The sequence below is a fragment of the Roseateles sp. GW821-FHT09H10 genome, from assembly GCF_059415865.1.
This window is the reverse complement of sequence record NZ_JBWKOB010000007.1, coordinates 95,572-118,142: the sequence shown is the minus strand read 5'-3', so window position 1 is coordinate 118,142 and position 22,571 is coordinate 95,572. Positions and strand designations below refer to the sequence as shown.

Genomic DNA, 22,571 nt, shown 5'->3' with positions numbered 1-22,571 from the left:
GTTCAGTGGGACATCAGCACCGGCGCGGTCATGGACGCCAGCAGCGTGCGCGAGACGCCGCCAAACAGGCGCTCGGTCCAGCGCGCGTGCCCATAGGCGCCCAGGACGATGAGATCCGCGCCGGTATCGGACGCGGCATTGAGCAGCGCATCGCCGATGGCCAGCGCCGTGACCTCGGCGCGCACCTCGGCATCGACGCCCTGGAAGGCCAGCCATTGCCGCAGGCCGGCCAGGCGCGCGAAGGGCGCCGTGCCCTGCGCTTCCCGGCGCCAGTGCATCACGGTGACCTGCGCAGCACAGCGCAGCAGGGGCAGGGCGTCGGTCATGGCGCGCACGGATTCAGGGCTGCCGTCCCAGGCCACCAGCACCCGCTGGGTGCGAACCGGCTCGCGGTGGGTATAGGGGACCAGCAGCACGGGCCTGGCGCATGAAAGCAGCACCTGCTCGAGTTCGGCCGCCTGCTGACGATGGCCGGGGAGCGAAGGATCGGCCTGGCTCATGATCAACAGGTCGGCGCACTGGGCGTGCAGCACCAGCGAAGTCGATGCGGGGGAGGGGTCGGCCAGCGCCTCAAAGGATGGCAGGGCTTCCGAGGCGCAGCGCTTGCGGAATGCGTGCGCGATGGCCATGGCCTCGTCCAGCAGGCGTTCACTGGCGGCGGCCGCGGCGTCTGCCATGGCGGCTGCGGTCTGCAACGCCTGGGCTTCCAGGGCGGCCGTCGGCGCCAGCCCGACCAGATGGGCATCGAACTGACGGGCGAGCGCGATGGCGATGGCGGTGCGGGCACCGTTGGCGGGCGTCGCGTCGACGGCGACGAGGATGCTGCGGTAGGTCATTGCGAAGTTCCGTGATGGGGCGTCATGGGGTCAGGCAAAGCTGAGGACCGCGCGCCCGTCGATGCGACCCAGCCGCAGGTCGTCGAAGATGCGGTTGATGTCGTCCAGGCGGTGCGTGGTGGTGCTGGCATGCACCACGCCTTCGGCGGCGAACTGCAGCGCTTCATTCAGGTCCTGGCGCGTGCCGACGATGGAGCCACGCACGGTCTTGGCGTTGAGGACGACGTCGAAGATGGGCAGTGCGAAGTCGCCGGGCGGCAGGCCGACCATGGACATGGTGCCGCGCTTGTGCAGCATGCCCAGCGACTGGCCAAAGGACTCGCGGGACACGGCGGTCACGAGGGCGCCGTGCACGCCCCGCAGTTCGCGCTGCAGCACCGCGACGGGGTCCTCCTCCGCCGAGTTCACGCAGAGTTCGGCCCCCAGCTGCTTGGCCAGCCGCAGTCGGGCCGTGTCGATGTCGACGGCCACGACGTGAAAGCCCATGGCACGGGCGTACTGCACGGCCAGGTGGCCCAGGCCGCCAACGCCGACGATGGCCACCCATTGGCCCGGCCGCGCGTCCAGCACCTTGAGCCCTTTGTAGACCGTCACGCCGGCGCACAGGATGGGTGCCAGCGATTCAAAGGACAGACCATCGGGCAGGTGGCCCACATAGCCGGGGTCGGCCAACACGTATTCGGCGAAGCCGCCGTTGACGGTGTAGCCCGTCATCTGCTGGTGATCGCAGAGGGTCTCCCAGCCCGTCATGCAGTGTTCGCAATGGCCGCAGGCCGTGTGCAGCCAGGGCACGCCCACGCGGTCGCCCTCGCGGATGCCCTTGACGCCCGCGCCCACGGCGGCGACATGGCCGACGCCCTCGTGGCCGGGAATGAAGGGCAGCGGCGGCTTGACGGGCCAGTCGCCGTCGGCGGCGTGCAGATCGGTGTGACAGACGCCGCAGGCGGCGACCTTGACGAGGATCTGCCCGGCCGGCACATCCGGCACCGGCACTTCCTCCAGGCTGAGCGGTTCGCGATAGGCGCGGACGACGGCGGCTTTCATCAGGGTCATGGCAGCTCCTGGGTGGTGTCGAGGTAGTCGGGGACGGAGGCCGGCCAGCCCAGGCGCTCCTCGATGGCCTGGCGCAGGGCATCTGCGGCCTGCGGCTCGCCGTGGGTCACGTAGACATGGCGCGGGGCGCGCGGCAGCGTGCCCAGCCAGGCCAGCAGCTGGGCCTGGTCGGCATGCGAGGACATGCCTTCGATGGCGGCCACCTCGGCGCGAACGGGCACCCACTTGCCATGCAGGCGGATGCTGTCGGCGCCTGCCAGCAGCGTGGCGCCGCGCGTGCCGGCGGCCTGGTAGCCGGCGAAGGCGATGGTGTTGCGAGGGTCGGGCGCGAGCGCCTCCAGGTGATGCAACACGCGGCCGCCCGTGGCCATGCCGCTGGCCGCGACGATGACGCTCGGATAGGACGGATGGTTGAGGGCCCGGGATTCGTCTTCGGTGCGCACATAGCGGACCTTCTCGACCAGATCTCGGCGTTCGGGTTCGCTCAGCCGGTGCTCGTCGGCATGGGCATGCACGAGACGGGTGACCTGAGTCGCCATCGGGCTGTTCAGATAGATCGGCAGGTCCGGAATGCGGCCGGCCGCCTTGAGGCGCAGGATGGCGTTCAGGATGGCCTGCGCGCGGCCGACGGCGAAGGCCGGGATCAGCGTCGTGCCGCCGCGCGCCGCCGTGCGGGCGATGACGTCACAGAGGGCGTCGGCGCTGGGAGCGTCGCTGTGGCGGCGGTCGCCATAGGTGGATTCGACGACGACGATGTCGGCGCCGGGCGCCGCAGCCGGTGGCTGCATGACGGGGTCGTCATCGCGGCCGAGGTCGCCGGAGAAGGTGATGGATCCTTCGGGCGAGTGGAGGTGGACGCTGGCGGCGCCGATGATGTGGCCCGCGTGGCTGAAGGTCGCCTCCAGGCCGGGGATGGGTTCGAAGACCTGGCCGAAGTGATGCCGGCGCACCTGCTTCAGGCAGTGCAGGGCCTGGGCTTCGGTGTAGAGGGGCAGGGCAGGGGAATGCTTGCTGAAGCCATGGCGGTTGGCGTAGCGGGCGTCCTCCTCCTGCAGCCGGCCGGAATCGGGCAGCAGGATGGAGAGCAGATCGGCAGTGCCGGGCGTGGCGTGGATGCTGCCGCGAAAGCCTTGTTCCACGAGGCGGGGCAGGAAACCGCTGTGGTCGATGTGGGCATGGGTGAGCACGACGGCGTCGATGGACGACGCCGGCACCGGGAACGGCGCCCAGTTGCGCAGGCGCAGCTGCTTCAGCCCCTGGAACAGCCCGCAGTCGACGAGCACGCTCCGGCCCGCGTATTCAACGAGATGGCGCGAGCCGGTGACCGTGCCGGTGGCACCAAGGAATCGGATGCGGGGAGCGCTGGCGGCGTTTTCTGCCGTTGCGACGTTGATGGCCATGATTGCTTCCGATGAGCGAGCCGTGGCCCGGTGCATGGAAGGTAGGCGGATCGGCGCATGGATGATTTGCGCTCGATCAAGAAGATGCCCGCTGGCCTATGAGCGCCTGCATGGGCGCCGTGCGCGGCTTAACGGGATGATGGGTCCAGCGGCTGGCCGTCGTCGGCGGCGGGCCGGCGGTCCTGGTCAGCGTCGCGCCGGGCAGCACGCAACAAAAGCAGTTCCAGTGCACCGCCTGCCGCAAGCCCGACCAGCAGACCGCCTGCCGCCCTGACGAGGGAGTTGTCGAAAGCCCCACCGTGCGCGTGCGGCCAGATGGTGACGAAGACCAGGGCGGAGATCGTGGCGCACAACGGCAGGCGGATATGCATGAGCTTCCTTCGCAGGCAGAGGCTGGTCAGTCCCAGTGGACGGCGCCCACCTTGCCGGCGGCGCCTTCGACGTTGCAGCGGATGACCATCAGCGCGCTCTCGTAGACGTCGATCAGATCAAGGCCATAGGCCTTGATCTGCAGGCCATCGGAGCGCTCGACGTAGAGCATGTGCAATTGCTCGCGCCCCACGGTGAACAGCGTGGGCCGGCCGACCACGAAGCGATAGCTGGTGGCTGCGGCTTGACCTGGGAAGACGATCCGGCAGGTGATTTCCATGGGGGCATTGAAGGGCGGCGACACGCGGTCGACTTTGACCTTTGTCAAACCGGCTGGCCGCGATTGGCGGCGAGCGGGCCTGGCCGCGGGATCGCGTGCGGTCTTGCTCAGACACCGGAACAGCCAGGTTGCGTCGTCGCGTCAACGACAGCCCATGCAGTTGATCCAGCGCAAGGCCTTCCGCGACTGTGCCGGGCCGGGCGGAACGAGTTTGTGCTGGCTCAAATCGCCTGGCCATGCCCGCGCTTGCAATGGCTGCATCGGGACATGTCCCATCCACCGGAGCCATTGATGAAACTCACTCTCGCCCTTCGCCTTGCCGTCGTCGCTGTTGCCGCCGCGAGCATGCAGCCGGCCTTCGCTGACGAAGGAGCATTCCTCGTGCGGGTCCGCGCACTGAGGCTTGATTCGGCCAACAAGGACAGCACGGGTCTGGGCCTGTCGATCAACAACAAGACCTTTCCGGAAGTCGATTTCAGCTACTTCCTGGCGCCCAATGTCGCCGCCGAACTGATCCTGACCTATCCGCAGAAGCAGACCGTCTATTCCAAGGGCAGTGAGATTGGCTCGCTCAAGCACCTGCCGCCAACGCTGACGCTCCAGTACCACTTCAATCCTGCGGGCACGGTTCGCCCCTATCTGGGCGCCGGCGTGAACTACACGAATTTCTCCAGCGTCAGTTTCGCGCCAGCCGTGCAGACCGCGCTGCATCCCAGCATCAAGCGCAACAGCTGGGGCCTGGCCTGGCAGGTGGGCGCCGACGTCGAGCTCGCCAAGAACATCTACCTGAACTTCGACGTGAAGCGGGTCAACCTGGGCACGACCATCTACTCGAGCGGCGTGGAAGCCGGCAAGTTCAAGGTCAACCCGACCTTGGCCAGCGTGGGTCTGGGCTGGCGTCTCTGAGCCTCCCGGCCGTCATGGCAGCCGATGCCGGGAAGATTTCCAGGCGGCCACGCAGGCCGTTCCTGGCTTGCCAAGGTGTCCGAACCTCAAGACCTCGGGCGCTGGGGCCAAGTCGTTGGCGGCCTGGCGAAGCCTGCCGGTTTGGCCGAGGTGTCCCGGCCTGAGAGCGCCGACACGATACCCCGCACCCAAAACTGGCCCGTTCTCCCAGTAGGACAGCCAGTTGGGGAGGGTGAGTCCTGTCGCGCGACTGGGACACAATTCCCCGACCCAAAGGACGCTCGACGCGAAATCCCAACGCAAAGGACGTCCCGTCCAGCTCCGGCGGGGAGACCTGGATGTCGTCCGGCCCCTGACGAGGGCACTTGAGGCCATGTGGCTTTTGGGTCCAGAGGTTGCGGCGGATTTCCGCCAGCCAGCGGCTCGACGTGCATTCGCATTCCGCGCGCTTGGTCAGCCCACCGAATCGCACCGACGACCGCATCCCCGTGCGGCCAACGCAGCCGGCAATCCAGTTAACGCGCTGGACGTCGCTGCTGCCGCTCGCCGGTGTCATGCAAGTAGTGCCGAAGACCCAACGATTTGTGAACGCATCGGGTCTTAACGCTCGTCACCTCGTCACCTTCCGGCGGACTTCGTCTTATTCACCCGGCCTAGACGAACGATTAACTATACCGTTAAATACTTTATCTACAATTATCAGGCAATAACGCGGCCGATTGTCGATCTATTTGCGCGCAATCGCTTGAACTTGCAACACGCAGCGCCTAGAACCGCTTTTCCGCAACCCCGGAGGTTCCGCATGCGTTGATGCCTAAAACGGCAAAGGGCCAGCTGCTACCAACAGCCGGCCCTTTCCGGGTCCGAAGACCAAAATCAGCCAAACCCGCTAACCACGGAATGACCTTGCTAGGCTAGATGCAGCGATGCGCGAAGTCAAGTACGGCAAGGGGTTCTTGCGTCGCAAATTTCAGCGAATTAGGTCCCGTTCCCGGGCGATGCATGGCGATGCCTCCATAACCGGAGTCAGCCATGGCTACAGACCTGTCCACATCGCCACCTCTCCCGATGCGTGAGGCACCCAAACCCAAAGGTGCCCGCCTCGGCACCCGCTTGCGCGGCAAGCTCGCCGAGGCCTACGACTCGCGCGGTCACCACCACAGCAACCTTTGGTACGTCTACAGCCCAAAGGCGCGCTGCGACGTCATCCTCCGAAGCGACGTTGAGTTCGGCCACTTCCTGCTCGTCGAGTCCGATCCCACCATCGTCCACGTCGACTATTCGCCCGAGAAGCGCATCGCGCGGATCGCCGGCGAGGAGTACGCGACCATCGTCGACGCTGAACTGACGCTCCGGGACGGCACGCGGGTCTGGCGCGAGGTCAAGCGCAGTGAAGACGTGGAGCAGGGCGCCCAGACGAGAACAAATCTGCAGATCATGGTCCAGATGAAGGCGGCCGCCTTCGCCGGCGTCACCCACGAGCTCATCACCGACAAGCAGGTCTTCGCCCAGCCGCAGCGCATCTACAACTGGCTCCGGATCGTCGCCTGGCTGTCCCAAGCGCGCTTCCACCCGCTTGAGCACTACACCCGGGCCGTCCTCAAGATCATCAAGACGCGCCGCGAGGTGCGCTTGGCGGACGTCGCCGCCCTGGGCCCGGACACCGAAATCGGCCTCTTCTGCGCAGCGGCCTTCCAACTTGTTCAGCAAGGCCTCGTTGCGAGCGACCTCGATGTCCTCGCGCTGACTTGGCAATCCAGGCTCTTCGTGGTGGGAGAAGCATCATGAGTCGCGGTAAGACCACGAGGCAGAACTCCTTCCGGATGCTTTCCGACGAGCTGCGCAACTGCGAGCAGTGGCCGGCCGCTGACTTCACTCTCGAGGAAGGCGAAGTCGACCCGCGCTTCCAGCGCATGGCGAAGGGCATCCGGCTCTACTTGAAGGAAGGCAAGCTAACGGCGGCCGCGAAGGAGGCCGGTTGCGCACGCACCACGCTTCTCGACGCACTCGACCGCTGCCTCCAGCCCAGGGAAGACTCCAGCAAGCGCATCGTCGGCTGGGCAGGCCTCATTAAGGGGCTGCGGCTGACCGAGTACAAGCGCGCGAAACCCACCACGGGCCAGCAGGGAAGCGGGAAGGGTGGCAGCTTCGACCAGTTTTTGGAGGCTAGGCCGACATTTCGGAAGAAGCTCGACGCGATCATTCGTGCAGGCGGCGGGGAATCCGGCGCGAAGTCGGCGTCGCCTGCGCGGCGGAACGTCTGGAGGAAGTGGGCAAGGTACTGCCTAGAGAACGGCATGACCGAGAACGACTACCCCTTCAACACCAAGAGCAAAGGGCGTCGTTCCGTCGAGCGGTATATCCAGCGCCGCATCGCGGAAGACGCGGCAACGAGCAGGACTTGGCTCGGAGCCGACACGTCCACCACCAGGAGCATTGGCACAGGGAAGCGGTCCTTTCCATTCGCCGTGGCGCCCTTCGACGTCGTCGCGATGGACACCCACAGGGTGGACGCTATTGGCACCGTGACGCTTGATGGGCCTGCCGGCCCTCAGGAGGTCGCAATCGAGCGCATCCATCTGCACGTCGTCATCGACCTGAACAAGGGCTGCGCACTCGGCTACTCGGCGTCCTACGCGACGCAGATCAACGCAGTGGCCATCGAGGACGCCTTGCTTTGCCTCGCCACACCGTGGAAGCCGCGAGCGCTCACCACGGAGGGCTTGAGTTACATCCCGGGCGCGGCGCTTCCCGTAGGCAACATCCCTGGCCTCGATGAGATTCGGCCGTGTGTGGTGGCGTTTGACAATGCCGCGCAGCACTTTGCCAACCGATTTCTCGAAGGGACTCGGAAGCAATGGGGTTGCGCCATGAATGCGATCCCCGTTGGCTCGTGGCCAAGGAATGCTGGCATTGAGCGCGTCTTCCGGACGATAGAGCAGTGGGTGTTTCATCAACTGCCATCCTCAACGGGCTCACATCCGGCAGACCCTATGAAGCCCGACTCCGTAGAGGGGGCGCTCAAGCACCACATCTCCTGGGATGGCTTGCTCGACTTGGTGGATGTCCTGCTCGCGAACTACAACGCCAGCAGGACCTCGGCCGTGGATGGGAAGACCCGGCTGCAGGCACTGAGCTCCTTCCTCAGCAGTAGCAAGGCGCCCCTGGTGCTTCGGCCGAGCATCCCGCTGACTGCGCACACCCCGCGGCTCGGTATCACCGTCGAAAAGCGCCCGGTTCGCGGCAGCCTCAAGAAGGGCGCCGTCAGGACGCCGTACGTCGAAGTGGACAAGTTGCGCTACGGCGGGCCTGGCATCGCCAAGGCCTTCGAGCTCATCGGCCAGCACATCACGCTGCACATCGACGAGCGCGACATGCGCACGATCACCGCCTTCGATCCGTCGGGCGAGTCGCTGGGTGAACTCGTCGTCCTCAACCGTCGGTGGGCGCAGACCAAGCACTCCCGCGCCCTTCGCAAGACCATCAACGAGGAAATCCGAAACGGTGACTTTGCGCCCGATGGCTCGGACGTCGTCGTTTCCTTCCTGACCGCCCTTGCGAATAAGGCCCGGAAGCAGATGACGGATCGCCCCAAGCGCGTGTCTGGTGCAGCCACCAAGCTGGTCGAGGCCTCGCGGCAGACCGGCGTGCCCCTCAGCGAGATTGCCAAGGGCATTCCAACCGGCCTGCCCCCAGCCCCGCATCGTCCCCTGCCGTCAGGCCTGCCGTCGCCCAAGTGGCGCAACACCTGACGGTTCCATAGCTTCTCGTCATTCAACCCCGTGACGCTCTACCAATCGACGCGCGGGGTGGCCACCTTTTGGAGAACACCATGAATTCTCGTCGTGACATTGACACCCGTGCCATGGCCCTTCGTGAAGCGGCATTGACCCCTGGCGAAGAACGTGAGCGCCTCTACGAGGAGCATCCGCTGGTGATGAACACACTTTGCTTCCCGACCGGGCCGGTCCAAGAGGCCTATGACGTTGTCAGGCAGGTCCTGGTTCACCGTGATTCGGGGACCTGTCTCACGGCCGCCTTTCGCATCGGCAAGACCACCGCGATCCACGCCATTGCCGCCCAGCTCACCCGGACGTACGGAAACGTGCCGTTCTCACTGGTCATCGCTAAAGGGCACGACAAGTCCTCGGAGCGGACCTTCTTCACCGACATCGGCTTGGACTTCAAGCACGCTGCGGCAGCAACTGGGACTACCACGGAACGCCGGACTCGCGTGCTGAGCACGATGCTCTCTCAGGCCTTACACAAGAAGAGTTCGCGCTACCTGCTGCTCGTCGACGAAGGGCAGAACTGGGGCGAAAGCGAGTTCACCTTCCTGCGTGACCTCACTAACGATTGCCAGGAGCGCGGCCTCACCGTCATCACGGTCATCTTCGGGCACCCTGAACTGATCGCGGTCAGGGAGCGCCTCGTCTCCAAGCAGCGGATGGACCTTGTCGCACGCTTTCTGATGACTCCTCGGCAGTTCCGCGGCATCCGGGACAAGGAAGAGTTTCTGGACGTCTTCCGCTCCTATGACGACGCCGGGCTGCTTGAGTTTCCTCCGCAAAGTGGCATCTGCTGCTCCGAGTTCTTCCTGCCACGGGCGTGGCGCGAAGGGTGGCGCCTCGAACACGAAGCTGAGCGAGCGTGGGATACGTTCTGCCTCGTCGCGAACACATTCACCATCCCGGCAGAGAACATCGGGATGAACTGGATCATTGGTGCCATCCGCAACTTCTACTTCTCTCAGGCCGCGCTTGACTGCGAGGGCTATGTTGTCGCGACTGAGGTGTGGCGCGACGCCGTGGATGCAAGTGGCTACGCTGCCAGCTTGGTCAAATAGTCATGATGCCCGAAACCATCCTTTCGGGCCTGGTCGACTACCGGCCCTGGGCGCGCACTTACGAGGGTCCATACAGCCGAGCCTGCAAGCTCGGCACCCTCAACGCGCTCGGAGCTGTCGGCTTCTGCCGTTACGTATTCGCCAACGGTCCCCTCTCCACCCATGCCAGACCCTTCCATGGTCGCAGCCTGCTCGGAGGAGCATGGTTGCGTGAGTCCGAAAGGCTGCACCAGCTCGCTCGCTCAGTCGTGTCGAACACGCTAGACAAGATGTGCGGGCATTGGGCGCCGTGGATCGCCTCCGATGCGCAGGTAAGGTATTGCCCAGACTGCATGGACGCTGGCTTCCAGTCCGTCGTCCACCAGATCGACGGAATCGAAGTTTGTCCATTGCATGGGACAGGGCTCCTCGACAGCTGCCAAGACTGTGGCCATCCGTTGCCCGCGTACGCGGTCACGCCTGAGACCCTCGATGCTCCGCTTTGTTGCAGCAAGTGCTTCAGCCCCTTTTGCAGGGCATGGGAGCCGAGTGCGCTCAGAGCGTGTCGAGAAGTCCCGTTCGACGAGAGGCCCTTTGCCCAGATGCACTCTTGGCTCAGGCGCTTGGGCAACCTGTCCATCGAGTGGCCCGCGCTCTCTGGATGGCATCCCTCTCATGCCTCAGCATGCCCCTCGTTTGAGGTCCGAAGGGCCGTCTTCTCGACGTTGACCAGTGTGCTTCCGTGCCCGATTCGTCAAGAGGGCAGGGCGCGGGTTGCCGTCTTGGCGTGCGGTCCGTCCGCTGCGCGTTTCACCGCCGCGCTGCCAGCTTTCGACAAACCCGCCTTGCAGCTCCTGCGCTCCATCTACAAAGCAATACGTCGACATGTCCGGCGCCTCCTGCGCAAGGCCTCGCCGGGTCTGTTCAATCGTCGTGTCGATATGGCGCTCTTCGACTGGAACACCCTTGCGCCGCTGCCGGAGTCGCAGGGCAAGCTCACGGACATCCATGCTTGGTTCCTCTGGCGCAAGCGATTCGAGGAAGCATATTGGCCGATGGATATACCGCGCCTGGGTGCCTCCGCGTCGAAGGGCGACCACTCGTTAAGCCTTCGTCCGGACGTGCTGAGTTGGCCCGTGGGCTGTCGGGCTCGCCCGAGCGAATGGGGGCACTTCGCCTGGCAATGCTTTCTCGGCGACCGGGAGACCGCGCGAGGCTGGGCTGATGCGTTGGCGAGCTTGGCGCCAGTGGGGCGGTCGCACCCCAGGACGGGTATCCAGCGAAGCGCCGTGGCGCGTTTCAACGAGGTGTATGCCGTCTGGGCACCTCGCCTTGACCCGGGCCTTAGGCACTGGCCTTTGTCGCTGTCGCACCTGACCTGGCCGGCTCCGTCGCACGACCAGAGGGAACTCGTGCTGGTCGGACCGCCCGCTGCATAGCTGAGGAGAGAACCTTGACGCATCAAAAGATTGGAAAAATCGCGGTCGCCTCCGTCGAGGCCCGGCCGTATGAAATCGCGCCCTTTGAGCGTCTCGTGCCCCCACCGGAACTGGATGGTCGGACCGGGACACGTCGCATCCGCAACGGCTGCAAGATTGACGCGGAAACCGACGTAGACGCGGTGCGGCACTGGCTTGAGCGGACCTCCGAGAGCGACGCCACCCAGCGCTCGCGCCGTTCCGCGGTGGAGAAGCTGCTCAACTGGGCCTACGTCCACCGCCTTAAGGCGCTCTCGTCCTTCGATAGAGCTGATTTCGGCGCATTCGTCGACTTCACGGCGAATCCCGCCCCAACCGGCGTCTGGATTGCACCTCGAAGCGTTTCGCGCGCTTCAAGCGATTGGCGTCCCTTTATATGCCCGGCTGACTCGCGGTCGCGACTCGTCATCGGGGCGCACATCTCCAGCCTCCTCACGTTCCTGCGACAGCAAAACTACGCCGACTTGAACTACGTGCAAGACAAGGGGAGCGTGCGCGAGGGGCGCTCCGACTCTCGCCTCGCGCAGCCCTTCGACCGTAACTTCAAGCTGACTAAGCCCATGCCTCTCAATGAATGGGAATGGGTCTGCCGCTGGCTGAACAACGATGGGAACGGCGCAGCCACCATGCATCGCCTCGTCGTGGAGTTGCTCTACTTCGGCGAACTGAAGTTGGTCGAAGCCGTTGCACTATCCAGCGGCGAGCTGGCCCCGCCGGGGAGCGAGATAAATGCCTGGGTCTTGACGCTACGCCGCAGGGACGGCCGGCGGATTCGTGACGTCCGCTACATGCCTGAGCAGTTGGCCAAGACTTTGCAGGCGTGGTTCGGAAACGGAAGTCTCCCGACTTGGAGTGCCTTCCAGCAAGGTCGACCGCTGCTGTCCGTGAGCGTCGACTACGTCCAGGACCTGATTCGGGAAGTCTTCGACGGCGCTGCCGACCTTGCTCAATGCTGCGATGGGTTTGACATTGCGGAAGGCCTGCGCACGCGCACGGCGAGGTCGCTTCGCCATGCCTATCGTTCACATCGAAAGGACAGCCTCGACATCCTCAAGGCCAGCGAGGCGACGTGGCGGATGCTCGGCGTGTGATGGCGCCGACTAGGTCGGCCGCACTATTGGTTGTCGAATCCGTACGGATTTTCTGCGTTCATTTTCGGACAGGCCGCTGGACATGGCTGCAGCTTGGGCCCACCGGGCAGCAAACCAACTGCACGACGGCACTTCGAGGCCGGCGCTGGCTCACCTCCTGAGCCATGCGTCTCGTAGCCTGACCAGAACTCGCATTTGGAGAAGATGTGGTCGCAACAAGGATCGCCAAGCAACTTCGCTCAGGCCTGCGCGACAGCGGCCTGACTCTCTGGGAGCTAGCCCGGCGCGCCGAAGTCGACATCGTCGATGCGGCGGCGGCGCTGGGCGGCACCCGGGTGCTGCAGCTCGACGTCCTAGACGCCATCGGCCAGTCCGTAGGCCTTGAGCTGGCCTTCGTGCCGGCTCGACCCCTTGCTCGTGAGGCTGGCCCCGTGAAATCTGTCGTAGACCTCGCGCTGGAGCGCCTGGAGCCTGACCAGCCGACGCACCCGCCCGATCAAACCATCAGGGTGCTAGCGCTCGGCTTTGAGGCGACGCTCATCTCCGACGCCGCCTCCTGTGTCGTTAGGCCTGGTCTGTACCCGTTCCTGGAGTGCGTACAAGCCCTGTTCCCGCGCATCGCGATGTTCACGTCCATCAAGGAGCCAGTGTTCCGCCAGGTGGCGCGGCTTCTGGTCGAGCACCGCGCAGTTCCTGAGTGGTTCGCGAGCATCGAGTACATCCACTGGAGCGGTCGCACCAAGGACCTGACCTTCGTGTTCGGGGCGAGGCCTGGCCAGGTTCTACTACTCGACGACCTTGAGCAGTGCGTCCACGAAGGGCAGGGCACTCAGTGGGTTCGGATCGCCCCCTTCAAGCCATCCTTTGAAAAGCTCGACGACGAGCTTCCGCGCATCTTGCAAGTATTGGTCGACCGCCTGTGCTCCTAGAGTCAAACCTTTGGCCTGAAGGTGCGTGGATCGAGCGCAAAGCGCCACGCACCTGAGCGTTGCAGTGCTGCGTTCGGTTCACGCGGCGTTGGCTGGAGCGTGGTCTCCAGTTCCTCGCATAGCAGCAAGCAGCCCGCCGCCGTCGCAGCCTCGCAGACGTGCACGACGAACTGGTCGGCGCCCGATGTTCGCGCGTCGATGCGCGCTTGAACCTGCGCCGTGCCGTCCTTGTCCTGGATCACGTCCACCCGGCTTCCGTTCTTCTCGCCGAAGAAGCGCCAGCTCTCAAGCATCCGCAGGCTCGGCCCGACAGCGCGAGCGAGATGAGCCGCGAGCACGCGCGTCACCTCCGGAGAGAGCACTCGGCTGCCCCCTGCCTCGGTGAAGTCCATGTCGAACTGCCAAACAGCCATTGCTAGCTTCTCGCGGAAGTGTTGGTGTCAGGCAGGAGCGTAGCTCTCAAGACCAAGCTCGCGTGCTCGCCCACCACGAGGCATCGAAGACGCTGACCCTCCCTAAGCGTACGCCAATCAACCCCAGGAGTGTCCTCACCGATGGAGAGCGTCCTGCTGTCCGCCGTTTCCAAATGCACGACGGAGAATTCCGGAATCAAGACCGAAACGACGGCTTCGACTTCGACGGCGGTTGCTGGATCGAACATCGGTGCTGTCGAGGACGTGTAGGTCTTCCGAATCCTATGACGCAGGGGCCGCTTCGTCGGCAGAGACCTCGTCGTCGAAGTGTGAAGCTCCTCGGCGATGAGGTCTGGCCAGCCCCGTAGGCTTACCAGTCGACTAGCGTCGATTTCGGTGTTGGCCAGTTGTTGCTCAGGTCCTTGAAGACCTCGTCCACCCAGGCCCTCGATTGAGAGGCCTCCAGGCCGACGTAGCTATTTCCACGCGCCCATGTCTCCATGCGAAACCGCAATCCCTCAATGTCCTTGTTGCCAGTGACATCTGACAAGTAGGCGATGCCGTCGGTCGTGACGCGCAGTTGCCGATGCCGTTGATCGTCACGACATCCTAGGAGGCGAGCGACCGCTTTCCTGGTCAGCTGGGTTCCGTCTTTGAGGTCAATCGTGAAGCCGATGCCCTCAGGGACTACCTGGCCATCCTGACGCACGTACGCGCGGTCCGCCACAAGCGCACAGCCAGCCAGCAGCCGCGCGAGCCGCTTGAACCAGGTCAGGTCGCGCGCGCCGAGCGCGCCATCGAGCACAAGAGAGAACATGTCTGTTCCGCCATGCTCTCCGTGCTCAGTTTCCCAGTCAACACACCTCGTAGACGCCGATGGCCTGCTTCAGGTGCTGCGCATGACTATCTCCATGGATCGCAGTGATTCCGAACTGCTTCAAGCGGCTCAGAGCCTGCTGAACCCTCTGAGAGCCGCAAGCGTCTATGTCGGGGCCGGGCGGGCGGACGCAGGCACCAAGCAAGCCGTACAGCTCTGCTTCAGCCTTGGGCAGCGAACACTCGCGAGTCTGGAGGAGAAGGTCGCCTCGGTCCGGGCCTCAGTGGATGCGCACCCCGAGCCAAGCGAGCAACACGGCAGTAGCTGAGGCCAGCGTGGTCAAGGCAATCAGGTAGCGCGAACCGGCTGGGTGCTTGTCGAGCGTTTCGACGAACTTGCGGAGGGCGTTCAGGAATTGGGGGTGCATATGTCTTGATAAGTGGCCCCCCGGCCCCGATGAGCGAAGTATCTACGAAGGATGCGCCCCGCGTGCATGTGAGACCCCCGTTTGCAGGGGCTACGTAGCCTCAGGAGGAGCACGACCTCTAATGCGCTTCGCCCTGCACCTCTCGTGCACGATGCCGCGATGCCTCAGAGTCGATACAAGCCTTCCTCGGGCCCTTCAGCCGCTGGCGGGCGCCCCTGACGGTCGCGCCAAACCGAGCATCACAGCAGAGGCGCTTCGCTGTCCCATGTCGCCGAGGAGAACGTAGTGGCGTGCGCACCTAGCGTTGTCCGAAACCATGCCGGTATTCATGGAAAACCCTATCCATTCGGATGGGCGGCGCGGCATGCGAGAAGGCACTGGCTGCCCCTCGTCGAACGATTCACACCTTTTGACGGGCCTTAGACAAATCCGCCTCGTAGACTTGGTCAAGAGGAAGATGCGCGTTGCAATTGATGGAATAGTAGCCAGGATCGCCGTTGCACCATTTGAGTGCGCAAGACCCTGGGCGCGGCTACTTTCCGTGGCGGCGGCGCGCAAGTGAGCACGGCGCTATATGGATCACCAATTTCCTTCGGTCGAAGGAGCGAAAGACACCGCAGGCGGGCTCGATGACCGCGCCTCGGTTCGGTTTGGCGAATTCGTGCTCCACCGAAGCAAACGGAGGCTCGTTCGCGAAGGCGAAGACATCCGCATAGGTGGTCGTGCCTGGGACTTGCTGAACGCGTTGCTAGATGCGCGCGGGTCACCAGTTTCTCGCGAAGACATTGAGCGCAAAGTTTGGCCAGGAATCAAGGTCGAAGAGACCAATTTGCGCGTTCACATCGCCTCGCTGCGCAAGACGCTGGGCGATGGCGCAGCGAGCTCTCGCTTCATCGAGACCGTGCCAGGCCGAGGCTATCGCTTCGCTTCACGATTTTCGGTGGAGGTGGATGACGAGTCAGAAACGCCCAGTATCGTCGGATGGGTGAACGCAGCCGCGATACCTTCGCGACCAGCAACCGTCGTTGGCCGCGACGATGCACTGCGTGACCTGCAGGCCATCCTTGCCAAACATCGGTTGACCACCATCACCGGTCCCGGTGGGATCGGCAAGACCACGTTGGCCTTGGAGGCAGCAGAAAAGGTTGGCAAGAAGTTTCCACATGGCATCTGTTTCGTCGACCTGTCGACGATCAGCGACGCTGACTCGCTGGCTGCGTCACTCGCTATAGCTTTAGGGCTTTACGCATCGGGCGATAGGCCGTGGCCAAGCATCCGTGCTCATTTGCGGCACAAGAGGATGCTCGTTGTCATCGACAACTGTGAGCACCTAAGGGCTCCGACGGCAAAGCTTGTCCAAGGGTTACTGGATTCGACGGCTCATCTCGCCGTCCTGGCCACGTCGCATGAGCCGTTGGAGCTCGAGGTCGAATTGGCCTTTCCGCTCGGACCACTCAGCACGGACGCGCCGCACCCTGTTGATGCCCCTGCCGTCCAACTCTTCATGAGCCGGGTGTCCGCGCTAGGTGGTGCACCCTGGGCGCCGACAGACGAACAACTGCATTTGGTGCGCGCGCTATGCGAGCAAGTCGAAGGCGTTCCACTGTCCATCGAACTGGCAGCAGGTCAGGCTTTATCGCTCGACCTCGAGGAGATTTCAAAGACGCTGGAAGTGGCACTTGACGTCATTTCTGGGCCTCGCGGAACGACGCCGCGACACCGGAACCTTCAAGCCTTGATGGACTGGAGCTACGCCCTTCTTTCAGCCAGCGAAAAGAAGGTGTTGACTCGACTGGCAGTTTTTCGAGGAGCTTTCTCGCTCGAAGATGCTATCGCCACCGCGAAATGGGACGAGGTTACGGAAGAGGGACTGAAAGGAGCCGTTCATCGCTTGATGTCCATTGGCATCCTTCGAAGCGAAGGAGCCCGCAATCCTGAGATGTATCGCCTTCGCTTTGCCACGAGGGTATACGCGGAATGCATCCTAGGCACGGGGCCCGACGAGCGAGTCACAAGGCACAAGCACGCGCGCGCGATCTTGACCCGTCTTAAGTCTGCAAATTCGGCACTGAGAGAAGTTGATATTGATGACCTTCACTTGTGGCACGCAACTTATGCGCCCCTGATTGATGAAGTGCGGGCAGCGCTGCTGCATGTGGAGGATGCGCCAGGCGGTGAATCGCTCGAACTGGCCCTGGCTCTATTCGCCGAGTTGCCTCGGTTTTTCATGGAGTTTGGCCTGACCCTTGAGCTGCATGGGCGGCTTGCGAAGGCATTGCAGATGTTGCCTGAGCGGTACAGCGACAGCATAGAACTGAGCCTCCTGTCGGCGTCTTGCTTCACGACGGTCGTGACCGGATACATGCAAGACCTACATCCGCACATCGAGGAGCGGATTCTTGAGTTGATCTCTCTGGTGAGGGAAGTTGACCTCCAAGTTGATGGCCTCTACGCGCTCGTGGTGCGCGCCTCGCATCGCGGCGACCACCCGGTTGTCCTAAGACATCTGGACAAACTCGCCGGGATGACTCGTGGTTCCCGTGAGCATGGCTATACGTTGCTGGTCCAGCGGTTCCGCGGATTTACGAACTTCAACCTTGGAAGGTTTGCCAGCGCACGGCATCAACTCGATGAGGTGCAGCGGTTCCAAAGCAAAAAGCTTCTTCGGCACTTCAGTGGTCACACCCCGCGGAAGATGTCAGTGGCGATTTACCGGTCAAGACTCGAGTGGATACAGGGCCGTAGTGCAGCGGCCGATGCTGCCTTGAGAGACGGCCTTGAGGCCAACGACAACTACCATCTCCTGGGCGCACCCGCCGTTCTAGGCCATGCGGCTATCCCACTCGCGATCTGGCAAGGCCGAATTCAGCGTGCACATGCGCTAGTTCTTCAGCTTCAGGATGCGATCAGCCGCCTGGGCCATCACTTCTTCACGCCCTTTCTCAAAGGCTATGCAACCGTCCTGGAGCTCCACGGCTTGCACATTGACTTGGATGAAGAAGCCTGCCCGCCAGCTCCTGCTTATGCTGAAGAGGTGTTCGCTACGCTGAACGATGCATTGTTCGTTCCAAGTTGCCTTGCCCGGGTCAATTCTGGTGAAGTTGGGTGGTGCGCTGCTGAGCTGCTGAGGGTGAGCGCGGTGCGAACGCTCCGCACACTTCCCGATGACGGCGCTGCTGAGGACACGCTATTTCGCGCAGTTCAACTGGCTCAGGACCAAGGAGCGCTGGCGTGGGAGTTGCGAGCGGTCATGAGCCTGACTGAGCTGTGGTTTACCCGGGATTCCAGCGCGAACCGCGGCGCCAAGATGTTGGCGGGCGTCATGGGCAAGTTCCGCGAAGGCTTTGACGACGCGGATTTCTGCCGAGCGAAGGCGTTGCTTGTTCGCCTTGAGGCAAACAGGTATGGCTAGGCATCTGCACGATGGGGCTGGAACTTCCAGCAAGCCATCCGCCCTTTCCTTCGGTCGATTCAAGCTTGACTTGGTCCACCGTTCCTTGAGTTGTGAAGGGGCTCCGATCCGGCTCGGCAACCGCGCTATCGACCTACTCATTTCCCTGGCCACACAACCGGGTCAGGTGCTGAGCTATTCAGACCTGGAGCGCGCTGCATGGGGCAGCGCGGTCGTCGAGGAAACCAACCTGCGTGTGCACATATCGGCGCTAAGGAAGACGCTTGGCGACGCGCCTGGGCAGGCACGGTTCATTGCCAATATTCCAGGGCGTGGCTATTCGTTCGTTGAGAAGGTGACCATCTTGAGCGCGCCCGGAGCCAGCGACTCCGTCGAAGCGTTCAATGGTGAGCTGGGACAGCTACCGCCCCTTCCGCCTTATCTGATTGGTCGGTCCGATGTGCTTGATGACCTTCGGAAGCAGGTTGCCAGCAAGCGCCTCGTGACGGTCGCTGCACCGGGCGGAATGGGAAAAACTTCGGTCGCCGTGGCTGTCGCCCGAGACTGCGGGCTCCCGCATGGCGTGAGGTTCGTCGATCTGTCGGTTTTGACGCAGCCTGGTCGAGTCCCTGCAGCCGTGGCATCAGCAGTAGGTGCGAGCGCTGGTCAAGGGACGCCGACTCAAAGTCTGGTATCCGCATTGAGGGGCAAGAACGCATTGCTTGTGCTGGACAACTGCGAGCACGTTCTGGACTCGGTCGCTGAAATGGTTCACGCACTTCTCCGTGAAACCGACGGGGTCCACATCCTCACAACAAGCCGTGAACCTTTGAATCTCCCTGGTGAGTTGGTCCATTGGCTGGAGCCCTTGCGGTGCAACGTCGGTCCAACCTCTTCATCCACTGCCGTCTCGCCAGCTGCGCAGCTCTTCGCCGAGCGCGCCGCCTTGATCGAGGAAGGGTTCAAGCTCCAGCCGGACAACATTGCCGCGGTTGAAGGCTTGTGTGCGTTGCTCGATGGGATGCCCTTGGCCGTTGAGCTGGCCGCTGCGCGAATTGGTGGGTTGGGTGTTGGTGGTCTGGTGTCCCGCATCGACCACATGTTCCAAATCCTCAACAAGGGGCGGCGAACCGCGCCTACCCGGCAGCAGACCTTGCGCGCTCTTCTCGATTGGAGTTTTGACCTGCTTTCCCACGAAGAGCAAGCCGTGCTGCGGAGGCTTTCGGTGTTCCGTGGGAGGTTCTCCATGAAGGACGCGGGGAAGGTCGCCGCCTGGGGGTCTGTGGGGCCAACCGGTGTGACCCGCAGCATCATCACCTTGACGGCTAAGTCCCTCGTCGTCCTGGATGGCGACGAAAGCCCAAAACAGTATCGACTGCTTTCCACCACCCGAACCTACGCCAACGAGGCGCTGCACCGCTCAGAGGACTGGCTAGCCAGTATTACCAATCACTCTGAGCTGTTGATCGCAAAACTCACGTCTGCTGAGTCAGAACTGGACTCCGTGGATAACGAATCGGCGAATGCGCTCCTTCGCAAGTACGCAGGTTTACTTGATGACCTGCGGGCATCCCTTGAGTGGCACTTTGCTCCCAGAGGAGACCTCCGGCTCGGCATCCAGGTTGCGGTAGCCGCTAGGCGTTTGATTTCACAACTGGGCCTCGGCGATGACTTTCGCCACAGCATGACACACGCATACGAGGCCGCGCTAACACTACAGCCACCTGATTCACTTCTCGAGCTGAGGGCGATGCTGGCGGTCTTCTCGAGCGCTGGGCTTTCACCGAGGCCTGAGACGCAGGGTGGACGTTCTATTGAACACATGCTTGAGCTGGCCGCGGAGGTCGGTACTAGGAAAGACAAGCTGGCGGCTTTCTACTGGGCGCTGTGCGCAAGCATGAGCAGCGGAGACTTTTGCGATGTTGTTGCGTACGCAGAAGCAGCACGGTTTGAAGCTGAAAGCGCCGAAGCTCCGGCTGCTGTCTTCCTGGCCGACAGGTTCGCTGCCCAAGGTCTTCATGGGCTAGGCAGGCATAAGGAGGCCGCCTCGCTTGCGCAAAAGGTGCTGGATCACCCCTCGCGGAAACCATATTTCCAATACGTCGGTCCGATTCCAAGGCATGTCTCCATGCGCGTGCTGCTTTCGCGGATGGCGTGGATTCAAGGACGCGTAGACGAAGCGCACGAGTTGAGCCAGACGGCGCTGGACACTGCGCGTCAAAGTTCCCCTTTCGCCGTCAGTCATGCTCTGGCGCTCGGTTGTGTGCCCATTGCTGTGTGGCGCGGCGATAAGACCGAGGCAAAGGCCTTCGTCGATGAATTGACCGCCCACGCCGAGCAGCATTGCCACGTCTACTGGGTCTCTTGGGCCCGAGTCTGTGAACTTGCGCTCGCAGATGGGCTGACGCGGGGGGCGCTTGATGGGATGAAAGCCGGCCTCACAAAAATGGAGGCAGACCTGGGGGTTTCCCTTTCCCCTTCGCTGCTCACCGAGGAAGCGGTTCAGCGTGCCGTGTCCGGTAAGTCTGGGTGGTGTGCACCCGAGGTATTCCGTATTGATGCGCTTCGCCTGCTCGCAGCAGGCGTCGACGACGCTGAGGCGACGAAGTCAAAACTGCAGGCCGCACACGACTTGGCCAAGTCACAAGGAGCTGTAAGTTGGCAGCTGCGAGCGGCGTTGAGTTTGACGCGACTGCATGGGACTGCGCGCGATAGGGAAAGTCATTTGCAGCTTCTCGAACAGGCGCTGCGGTCGGTTGCAGGTGGCCGCCACACGGCTGATGTGGTTGCCGGGCATACCGCGTTGACGCTTACAGCGCTCGGCGAGTCCTTGCTATGAAGACAATTAAGCAAGCAGCCCATGCCTGTCGTCAATCTGAGCGCATGAATTTCCTTTACCAAGCGCATTGAGCTCTGCGCATTCAACATGACGACGATCACATCTGAAAACGCGAGCTCCGAAAATGCGGCAGGGCGCACCGCAGACGCGGCGACGGAGGTGCGTGCGCCTGCTTTGTCCGCCCGGCTTGACGGCCTGCCCGTCACCCGGCTGCATGTGGCGATGCTGGGCTGTTGCACAGTGGCCTTTGGTTTCGACCTCTTCGAAATGGGGATCGGGAATGGCCTCGCAGCCGTCTTCAGTGCTGCGCCGCACCGCGTCGCAGCGGGAGAACTTGCTTGGCTTCTTGGGGCCATCTATGTCGGAGCGGCAGTGGGGGCTCCGGTCTTCGGCGTACTTGCTGACCGTTTCGGCCGGCGGATTGTGCTGAGCCATGTGCTGTTGCTGATGGCAATATGTTCCGCCGCAGGTGCGGTCAGCCAGTCCGTGAGCCAGCTGGCCGCTGCCCGTGTCGCCATTGGGCTGAGCGTGGGGGCTTTTCCGCCGATTTTGTTCGCTTTCCTGACGGACCTGCTTCCTGCAAAGAATCGTGGTCGGCTTCTCTTTCTGATGACGTCGCTTGCATTGTTCGGTGCGCCCGCGGGGGTCTTCCTCATGCGCGCGCTGGGCATGACCAACCCGCTTGGGATAGAGGGCTGGCGGTGGGCGCTCATTCTTGGCTGCGTAGGTTCGCTTGGCTGCGCACTTCTGTTTCGCTTGTTGCCGGAGTCACCGCGGTGGCTAGCCTCCAAGGGCCGCCTCACCGAGGCCCAAGAATCGTTGCATCGCCTTGAGTCTTCGATCCCCCTCACTGGAGCAATTCGTAGCGATGCCGAGAAATGCGCGGCGCCCAAGCTGGCAACGCGGGTGGCTCCATACAGCGGCCCTGTGGCGCCGCTGCTTTGGTTTCTGTTCTTCCTGAGCCCCTGGGCTACCGTCGCGTTTCCTCTGCTCACCGGCGCAGTGCTCGCCTCCAAGGGCGTGCGGCTGAACGACGCGCTACTCTATGTCGGGTTGTCTACATTCGGGCCGGTCATTGGCGCGCTTGGCTCTGCGTTCCATATTGACTCTGTCGGGCGGCGAACCGCGCTGGCCGTTGGTGCACTGGCGATGGCTGCGGCCGGATTCGCTTTCGTCTTCAGCGATACCCCTCTAGCGCTCGTTGTCTCGGCGGGCGGTTTTTCCGTGTTCGCCGCGATCTTCGTTCCTACACTGAGTACCTATGGTGCGGAACTCTTCCCCACATCCGTCCGGGCTTCCGGGCTAGCTGTAACCTGGGCATTCAATCGCGCTGGGGCGGCAATTGCGCCGCTTGTACTGCTTCCTTTGCTGCATGGAAAAGGCGCCGAGTCGATGATGATGGTTATCGCAGGAACCCTCACGGCAGTGGTGCTAGTCTTGTTTGTCCTCCCACGGGGACGAGAGGGTGTTTCAGCGGCGTAGAGCCGACTACGGGAGGCCTCGCTTGGAGGGAGTCT

At 63.1% G+C, this 22,571-nt stretch carries 17 protein-coding genes and 1 pseudogene; 11 read left to right on the top strand and 7 right to left on the bottom strand.

The window, feature by feature from the left end:
• Positions 1 to 2 precede the first annotated feature (2 nt).
• The 5 genes from AC07OY_RS26560 to AC07OY_RS26540 all read right to left on the bottom strand — a co-directional run bounded on the left by AC07OY_RS26560 (position 3) and on the right by AC07OY_RS26540 (position 3,938).
• On the bottom strand, positions 3 to 836 hold the full coding sequence (locus AC07OY_RS26560; RefSeq protein WP_495045606.1) for a universal stress protein: 834 nt from the start codon (positions 834 to 836) through the stop codon (positions 3 to 5).
• Positions 837 to 866: 30 nt separating this feature from the next.
• Positions 867 to 1,880: an alcohol dehydrogenase AdhP gene (gene adhP, locus AC07OY_RS26555; RefSeq protein ID WP_495045774.1), complete on the bottom strand. Its 1,014-nt coding sequence runs from the start codon at positions 1,878 to 1,880 to the stop codon at positions 867 to 869.
• Between the two features lie 5 nt (positions 1,881 to 1,885).
• Positions 1,886 to 3,289: an MBL fold metallo-hydrolase RNA specificity domain-containing protein gene (locus AC07OY_RS26550; protein WP_495045605.1), complete on the bottom strand. Its 1,404-nt coding sequence runs from the start codon at positions 3,287 to 3,289 to the stop codon at positions 1,886 to 1,888.
• Positions 3,290 to 3,417: 128 nt separating this feature from the next.
• Positions 3,418 to 3,660 (bottom strand): hypothetical protein, encoded by a 243-nt coding sequence (locus AC07OY_RS26545; protein ID WP_495045604.1) that lies wholly within the window; start codon positions 3,658 to 3,660, stop codon positions 3,418 to 3,420.
• 26 nt (positions 3,661 to 3,686) lie between these two features.
• Complete coding sequence (locus AC07OY_RS26540; RefSeq protein WP_495045603.1) at positions 3,687 to 3,938, bottom strand: hypothetical protein; 252 nt, start codon at positions 3,936 to 3,938, stop codon at positions 3,687 to 3,689.
• A 291-nt stretch (positions 3,939 to 4,229) separates the two neighbouring features.
• On the opposite strand from AC07OY_RS26540, the gene AC07OY_RS26535 reads away from it, so the two are divergent.
• The 8 genes and pseudogenes from AC07OY_RS26535 (at position 4,230) to AC07OY_RS26500 (ending at position 13,167) form a co-directional block, all read left to right on the top strand.
• Entirely contained in the window at positions 4,230 to 4,844 is a 615-nt protein-coding gene (locus AC07OY_RS26535; protein WP_495045602.1) for an OmpW/AlkL family protein, read from the top strand.
• A gap of 1,032 nt (positions 4,845 to 5,876) precedes the next feature.
• Positions 5,877 to 6,632, top strand: coding sequence for a PDDEXK family nuclease (locus AC07OY_RS26530; protein WP_495045601.1), 756 nt, complete (start codon positions 5,877 to 5,879; stop codon positions 6,630 to 6,632).
• Positions 6,629 to 8,596 carry a hypothetical protein gene (locus AC07OY_RS26525; RefSeq protein ID WP_495045600.1) on the top strand — a complete coding sequence of 656 codons (1,968 nt, stop codon included), beginning with the start codon at positions 6,629 to 6,631 and terminating at the stop codon, positions 8,594 to 8,596. Before AC07OY_RS26530 ends, AC07OY_RS26525 begins: the two co-directional genes overlap by 4 nt.
• A gap of 80 nt (positions 8,597 to 8,676) precedes the next feature.
• Entirely contained in the window at positions 8,677 to 9,690 is a 1,014-nt protein-coding gene (locus tag AC07OY_RS26520) for an ATP-binding protein (RefSeq protein ID WP_495045599.1), read from the top strand.
• 2 nt (positions 9,691 to 9,692) lie between these two features.
• Positions 9,693 to 10,085, top strand: a pseudogene (locus tag AC07OY_RS26515) (TniQ family protein); the annotation flags it as partial.
• A gap of 429 nt (positions 10,086 to 10,514) precedes the next feature.
• Positions 10,515 to 11,108, top strand: a complete 594-nt coding sequence (locus tag AC07OY_RS26510; protein WP_495045779.1) for a hypothetical protein — start codon at positions 10,515 to 10,517, stop codon at positions 11,106 to 11,108.
• 14 nt (positions 11,109 to 11,122) lie between these two features.
• Entirely contained in the window at positions 11,123 to 12,238 is a 1,116-nt protein-coding gene (locus AC07OY_RS26505; protein ID WP_495045598.1) for a hypothetical protein, read from the top strand.
• Positions 12,239 to 12,444: 206 nt separating this feature from the next.
• On the top strand, positions 12,445 to 13,167 hold the full coding sequence (locus AC07OY_RS26500) for an NIF family HAD-type phosphatase (RefSeq protein ID WP_495045597.1): 723 nt from the start codon (positions 12,445 to 12,447) through the stop codon (positions 13,165 to 13,167).
• A gap of 2 nt (positions 13,168 to 13,169) precedes the next feature.
• Here AC07OY_RS26500 and AC07OY_RS26495 read toward each other — a convergent pair whose 3' ends face one another.
• Positions 13,170 to 13,580 carry a hypothetical protein gene (locus AC07OY_RS26495; protein ID WP_495045596.1) on the bottom strand — a complete coding sequence of 137 codons (411 nt, stop codon included), beginning with the start codon at positions 13,578 to 13,580 and terminating at the stop codon, positions 13,170 to 13,172.
• 370 nt (positions 13,581 to 13,950) lie between these two features.
• On the bottom strand, positions 13,951 to 14,397 hold the full coding sequence (locus AC07OY_RS26490; protein WP_495045595.1) for a hypothetical protein: 447 nt from the start codon (positions 14,395 to 14,397) through the stop codon (positions 13,951 to 13,953).
• A gap of 1,001 nt (positions 14,398 to 15,398) precedes the next feature.
• Here AC07OY_RS26490 and AC07OY_RS26485 point away from each other — a divergent pair.
• From AC07OY_RS26485 to AC07OY_RS26475, 3 genes are all read left to right on the top strand, one after another.
• A complete protein-coding gene (locus tag AC07OY_RS26485) occupies positions 15,399 to 18,236 on the top strand; it encodes an ATP-binding protein (protein ID WP_495045594.1) in 2,838 nt (945 codons plus the stop codon).
• A 70-nt stretch (positions 18,237 to 18,306) separates the two neighbouring features.
• Positions 18,307 to 21,054: an ATP-binding protein gene (locus tag AC07OY_RS26480; RefSeq protein ID WP_495045593.1), complete on the top strand. Its 2,748-nt coding sequence runs from the start codon at positions 18,307 to 18,309 to the stop codon at positions 21,052 to 21,054.
• Between the two features lie 87 nt (positions 21,055 to 21,141).
• Positions 21,142 to 22,536 (top strand): MFS transporter, encoded by a 1,395-nt coding sequence (locus AC07OY_RS26475; RefSeq protein WP_495045592.1) that lies wholly within the window; start codon positions 21,142 to 21,144, stop codon positions 22,534 to 22,536.
• Positions 22,537 to 22,571: the final 35 nt, after the last annotated feature.